Here is a 6,471-nt window from a genome sequence, read left to right on the forward strand (position 1 = left end):
ATTTGAATTCCGGTCATGACGGCGTAGTTAAACACAGAGCGATCGAGAATATTTAAGAGGGCTTCGACATCGTCGGAAATAATTTTAGATGCCAACTTTGTAATCTCTATCAAATCGGGTTTGTCCCCATAGGTAAGGGCTGAAAGAATTTTCTGCCGGATAATTGTTTGTTCAATATCCTGCATATCCATTTCTAGTTTCAGATGACCAGATGCCAATTCTTTGACGACTGTTTCTAATGCTCCACAAGCATGGGAAACTTTTTGAACACCATCTCGATAAACCTTACCAATATCACCATGTCTAGAAATAGCGATATGGGGCATCGCATAGAAGGTAAAACGACGGATACCATCAACGATAGGGGTATGGTCAGTCGCAGCGGCTAACCCCGTTTTCCCCATCATGACGAACCCGGCTAAGCTGCAACAATTAAAAGTTTTCCCCCAGTATCGAATTACTTCAATGAATAGGGGTTCGGCGACTTCATCCCGACAAATTGCTATCATTCCCATCGTGTTTTCGTCACAAAAACCGTAGGAACTCAAGCTTTGGAAAGTCTTTCTCATGTACTTGCTCATGGGAAGTGCCCCTGGAAAGTGAGTTTGCAGCGTTTCATGAAATGCTGGAAACACGTTAGGGTCATATCCATTGAGCGTTTGGGGGATAGTTTCGCCAAGCTGATTGACGTGATGGGTCATCTCTTAACTTCTCCTAAAGAGCTTGCAAAATCCGTCATTGCGTAGCTTAAACTTAACTTCACACCCGTCCTTGAGGATTCGGGCAATATTATTGGTTTTAACACTAGATGAGTGAGAAAGCTCTTGCCCTTGCCATTTCAAAGGTTGGCAAAGCCTCCGAACTCCCTCAGCTAAAGCGTTTAACCACAAATTTTAGACGCTCAACGGTTGCGTCGCCTTCCTTAACCGATGCTTGACTATCAGACGAATGCTGCATCCGATTGAGCCAGCATTCGGCTTCAAAGTATTTACGTGATTTGATGGCTTGCTTGAAGTGCAACTGCACGCCCCAAACATTCCTAGTGAAGCGCTTTTCTTGTTTCATCTTGTCGAAGAACCCAACGAGCTTCAGGGAGTAACAGACTACCTCCGGTTATGGCGATCACCAACATCCCTTTAAACACATTATTTGCTATTACACCATACCCCAAAAGTAGTATTTTTTACTGACTAACCGCTTCAGCAAACGGGATAGGTAAGTCTTTACTTTGCCTACCTTTGCGCTAACCTTTGCGTACCTTTGCATTAAAAAATCAACCTTTATTTATTCTCTCGTTTCCACAGTCCCCGTACCAGTCGAATCTCATCAAAAGTATAGATTTCCCCTAGCGAATCTCGAATCTTTGAGAGTGAAGTAGCACCCACCTCTTGAATTGCTTTTAAAATGGGTTCTTGACGTTCTAGGGGCACTAATGAGTTTAAATCCACAGGCTGATTCATCGAAATCAGTTCCGCTAGATGATCTAAAATAGTGCCTATCCGCAAGTTACGTTTTAGAGCAATTTCCTCAATGCTCAAACCTTGCATATACAAATCCAGCGTCGCTAACTGGGTGTAGCTAGGGTGATTTTTTTGAGGAATTGCCGCAACAGAAGTGGACTTCAAAATTCCTTGTTCTTTACAATAAGTTTGGATTTCAGCAACAAATCGCTCACCGTATTGAGCTAATTTATAATCTCCAACACCGGAAATTTTGCCAAATTCCGGCAAGCTCTTAGGTTGCATTTGAGCCATCAGCTTTAGGGTAGAATCTGCAAAGACGACGTAGGGAGGCACGGATTGCTCATCAGCGAGTTGTTTGCGAAGCTGGCGCAATTGTTCATAGAGCATTTCTACTTCTACTGCCATTTGCGGTGATTCATCTATTGCGGTAACAATTGGAACGGCAATCTGCACCTGACGCTGACGCCGCAAGATTTCCCAGCTTAAAGTATTGAGCCTCAAGACGGAATAACCGTCAGTGGTTTGATCGACAAGTCCTTGATGTAAAAGCGATCGCCCTAACATCTTCCAATCTTCTACACTTTTATCAGTGCCGATGCCGTAGGTAGAAAGTTCCTGATGTCCATTCTGATAAATCTTCTGATTTTTTGAGCCGCGCAGCACATCGATAATGTAATTCATCCCGTATCTTTCTTTGCATCTAGCGACACAAGAAAGAAATTTCTGCGCTTCAATTGTCCAATCTTGCACGGGTTTAGGAAAACGGCAGTTGTCGCAGTTGCCGCAATTTCCTGCAAAACGTTCGCCAAAATAACCCAATTGAATTGTGCGGCGACAGTCTGTTCCTTCCGCATAATCAATTACCTGTCGCAATTGTTGACGGGCAATCCTTTGCTCTTGCGGGTCAGTTTTTTGGTCAATAATATACTCAATCGTCTTCAAATCGCCGTAGCCAAAAAAGACTGTACAACGCGCAGGTTCTCCATCTCTTCCTGCCCTTCCAGCTTCTTGATAGTAACTTTCTAAATTGCGCGGCAAGTCATAATGAATGACAAAGCGCACATCTGGCTTATTAATTCCCATGCCAAAGGCAATCGTTGCTACCATTATTCGCACGTCATCTCGAATAAAGCGAGTTTGATTGGAAGTCCGTTCTTCATCATCTAGCCCTGCATGATACGGTAGCGCTGAAATGCCATCTTTTTGTAATCGAAAAGCAATTTCATCTACACGGCGACGACTGAGGCAATAAATAATCCCGGAACCTTCAGTTGTGCGAATTTGCTTTAAGAGTTGGGAGTAAGCTTGTTTTTCTTTTGGCTGAACTTCGTAGTAAAGATTGGGGCGATTAAAACTGGCAATGTGAATACTGGGTTGCCTGAGCGCCAGCTGTTGGATAATATCTTGACGGACGCGATCGGTAGCGGTGGCGGTAAGGGCTAAAAAGGGCACATTCGGATAGCGTTGGCGTAATTGTCGCAATTGCCGATATTCTGGGCGAAAATCATGTCCCCACTCAGAAACGCAGTGCGCTTCATCAATGGCAATCGAGTGAATTCCAATTTGGTGTTGCACCAAATCTAAAAAGGGCAAAAATTTTTCTCCCAAAAGTCTTTCTGGGGCAACGTAGAGTAGTTTGATGCGGCGATTGAGGATATCTTGTTCGCGCGATCGCACTTGTCCCCAACTGAGACTACTATTGAGAAACGTCGCGCCAATGCCGTTATCCCGCAACGCTTCTACTTGATCTTGCATCAAGGCAATCAACGGCGACACTACCACGGTTAAGCCGGATTTCAGTAGAGCTGGTAGCTGAAAGCACAAAGATTTTCCTCCACCTGTAGGCATAACAACCAGCAAATCCTGGTTTTGTAGCGCTTCTTCAATAATCTGACGTTGCCCTAGGCGAAAGCTGTCGTAGCCAAAAAAATGTTTGAGTGCCTGTTCGAGAGAAGGAAACTGGGGCATCTTCCGAAGGATGAAGGATGTTAGCAAAGCGGCGCATCCGCGCAGGATCAAAAGGATGAATGAAGAAATTCCGAATTCTCCGCAAGGGAGTTTCAGAGTGTTGTGGGCATCCAAAACTGCTGCCCGAAATTGGTTGCGCTAACGAGAGCCTGCTTTACGAATCATAATGATACTTGGAAAGTCTATTAGTAAATTAACCCATGCCGAAAGCAATCTGGAATGGTACGGTTTTAGCAGAAAGCGATCGCACCGAAGTCGTGGAAGGCAACCACTACTTCCCCGCTGATGCTATCAACCAGCAATATTTCAAAGATAGCGACACTCACACCAGCTGTCCTTGGAAGGGCAAAGCCAGTTATTATTCCATCGAAGTCGATGGGCAAGTCAACAAAGATGCGGCTTGGTACTATCCCCAAGCCAAGGACGCCGCCAAAAACATTGAAGGATACATTGCCTTCTGGAAAGGCGTCAAAGTCGAAGCATAAGCCAGTGGAGGCACGGCAATGCCGTGCCTCCAAGCCTGGAAGGAATTACCTATCATCTTGCACGATTCCAAACTACGTCTTCCAGAAGACGGATGTAGTGTCTCTTCCTTTGTTCAACCATCAATAGGAAACAGGTCAAAGTAGAGGAGGGGCAATGCAACTTGGTGACAAAGTAGCACTGATTACAGGTGCGGGTTCGGGCATCGGCAAAGCAGCAGCAGTGCTATTGGCGAAAGAAGGTGCAAAAATCGCAGCCCTAGGACGAACTGAAGACGAACTCAACGAAGTCGTTGCCCAAATCCAACAAGCCGGTGGAGAAGCCATCCCGGTACTCGCTGACATCTCCGAAACAGAGGAGATGCAACAAGCGGTGCAACAAATAATAAATCAATGGGGACGCCTCGACATTGTATTTGCGAATGCTGGAATTAATGGCGTCTGGGCACCGATAGAAGAGCTAGAGCCAGGAGAATGGGACAAAACGATTAAAGTCAATCTGAGAGGCACGTTCCTCACTGTTAAATATGCCGTGCCTCATCTCAAGAAACAAGGCGGATCTGTCATTATCACCTCCTCCGTCAATGGCACGCGGATGTTCAGCAACAGCGGTGCGACAGCCTATTCCTGCACTAAAGCGGCTCAAGTCGCATTCACCAAAATGGTGGCGCTAGAACTAGCCAAACACCGCATCCGCGTCAATGTGATTTGTCCGGGTGCCATAGAAACCAATATTGACCAAAGCACCGAACGACGGAGCTTGGAACAAGCTCGTGAACCCGTGGAGTATCCGGCAGGAAAAATCCCGCTAACTGATGGTAAACCTGGCTCCTCTGAACAAGTTGCCAACCTAGTGCTATTTTTAGCCTCAGACGCCTCCAGCCTGATTAGCGGGACGGAAATGTGGATTGATGGTGCCGAATCCTTACTGGCTGGCTAAAACATCCCAGCCCCCCTTGATCGGGAGGGCAAGAACAAATCTCATAAAATGCTGGTATTGACGATAGTTTCTGCTATGATAGTAAACGCCATGAGCGGATGTGGCGGAATTGGCAGACGCGCTAGATTTAGGTTCTAGTTTCGCAAGAAGTGAAGGTTCAAGTCCTTTCATCCGCATGAGTGACGATCGATAACTCCGTAACTAACCGAGGCTTTTAGCCTCGGTTTTGTTTTGAGTGGGTTGGGTAGGACGGAGTCCGAGGCGAAGCCATCGCGATTTCCAGTTCAACGGCAAATAGCGATCGCAACTAGAAATATTATGGAGTCTTCAGCTTTAAATCTTGGCGCTGCTGCCAACGCTTCTTCAACTGAGATTTTTTCAACTCTCGCAGTCGCAGCCGCAACTGATTCACATTGGGATTGTGTTTACCATAGCGCCAGCTGACATAAGCTTGGGTAATCTCGTCAATCGCCTTAGCAGATTCCGGTGGCTGGTGTTGATACGCCAGATAAGCATACTCCAGCGGCGTCTGGGCTGGATGCTTCGCGTATCCCTGAGTGCGTAAATTTGCCAACATTTCCTGGTAAAGACTTTCCATCGGAGGCAGCTTCGCTAACCAGCGACGGTACAGCCATACACGCACACCGTTCCAAGCCAGCCAGCCCAAGAAACCCAGGCAAATGGCTAAGATGAGACCGGCGAACAAGCCCACCCAACCCCTGGATAACAGCGCCCACAGCCAAATGATTCCCCCAATCAGCCAGGTAGCGATCGCACCGAACACGTTATTCAGCCAACTGGTGAGTGGCGAAGGCAACCAACCAGCAACCCACTTCCAGAATTGGCGCAACACGCTAAAAGTTTGATCTTCTTCAATTGAAGGGGGAATGAGTGGATGCGTGGGAATCGGATCGAAAGCAAACCAACCGTTACTCGGAAAATACACCTCCGTCATCATATAGGCATCGGTGTTGCGGACGATGTATAAGCCAGTGAAAGGGTTGAACTCGCCAGGGGAAAAGCCCCCCACCAGTCGCGCTGGGATACCAATCGAACGCAGCATGATCGTGAGGACGCTGGAAAAGTGGTCTGGATAGCCGCCTTTGTACTTGAAAAGAAACGTTTCTACTAAGTCTTCGTTTTCATCCAAAAATGGCAAGCTATTGGGATCTGGTGGAATTGTGTAGTTTTGTTTGAGATATTGAGCCAAGTAGAGGGCTTTTTCGTAAGGCGAGGTGATGGGTTTTCTCGACTTCGCTAAGATTTCTTCCGTTAGCTGCCGCACTTTGTCAGCAATTTGCGGGGGAACTTGCAGATAGTAATTTCGGATGGGTTTGGAATAGTTAGTGGACGCCTGCCCCAAGCGAGTGCGATCGCGGTAAGGGACTTCTGAAACTACCGTGTAGGTGAGTCCCTCCTGCAACAGTGCAGGCGATCGCACGCTGCCTTCTGTATCCAGTGCCACTCTCGGCGTGGGGTAGTAGAGTTCCTTGGGAAACGCCAGGGCTGGCAGCAGATTCGCCATCTCAGACACCACTGTATAGGTCTGAATCACCTCCCTGGTTTTCCCAGTAATGAACTGTCTGGGGATAAAAAATCGGTATGACCAAGGTGGACG

Annotated in this window: 6 protein-coding genes and 1 tRNA gene; 3 read left to right on the plus strand and 4 right to left on the minus strand. The window is 47.0% G+C overall.

The genetic code is table 11. From position 1 onward, the window contains the following. The 3 genes from H6F50_RS18505 to recQ all read right to left on the minus strand — a co-directional run. Positions 1-701: hypothetical protein (locus tag H6F50_RS18505; RefSeq protein ID WP_190429829.1), on the minus strand; the 701-nt coding region annotated here is incomplete at its 3' end. Positions 702-867: 166 nt separating this feature from the next. Continuing rightward, positions 868-1,065, minus strand: a complete 198-nt coding sequence (locus H6F50_RS18510; protein WP_190429830.1) for a hypothetical protein — start codon at positions 1,063-1,065, stop codon at positions 868-870. A 215-nt stretch (positions 1,066-1,280) separates the two neighbouring features. Further along, positions 1,281-3,431 (minus strand): DNA helicase RecQ, encoded by a 2,151-nt coding sequence (gene recQ / locus H6F50_RS18515; RefSeq protein WP_190429831.1) that lies wholly within the window; start codon positions 3,429-3,431, stop codon positions 1,281-1,283. A 200-nt stretch (positions 3,432-3,631) separates the two neighbouring features. On the opposite strand from recQ, the gene H6F50_RS18520 reads away from it, so the two are divergent. From H6F50_RS18520 to H6F50_RS18530, 3 genes are all read left to right on the plus strand, one after another. Next, positions 3,632-3,916 carry a DUF427 domain-containing protein gene (locus H6F50_RS18520; RefSeq protein ID WP_190429832.1) on the plus strand — a complete coding sequence of 95 codons (285 nt, stop codon included), beginning with the start codon at positions 3,632-3,634 and terminating at the stop codon, positions 3,914-3,916. Between the two features lie 154 nt (positions 3,917-4,070). Next, positions 4,071-4,853, plus strand: coding sequence for an SDR family NAD(P)-dependent oxidoreductase (locus tag H6F50_RS18525; RefSeq protein WP_190429833.1), 783 nt, complete (start codon positions 4,071-4,073; stop codon positions 4,851-4,853). Positions 4,854-4,947: 94 nt separating this feature from the next. Beyond that, positions 4,948-5,029: transfer RNA gene (locus H6F50_RS18530), tRNA-Leu, on the plus strand. A 140-nt stretch (positions 5,030-5,169) separates the two neighbouring features. Here the strand turns inward: H6F50_RS18530 and H6F50_RS18535 are convergent. Further along, positions 5,170-6,471, minus strand: a 1,302-nt coding sequence (locus H6F50_RS18535) for a DUF4129 domain-containing transglutaminase family protein (protein ID WP_190429834.1), incomplete at its 5' end; no start/stop codon positions are given.

It is taken from the genome of Coleofasciculus sp. FACHB-712 (assembly GCF_014695635.1).
Taxonomy (GTDB): domain Bacteria; phylum Cyanobacteriota; class Cyanobacteriia; order Cyanobacteriales; family FACHB-T130; genus FACHB-T130.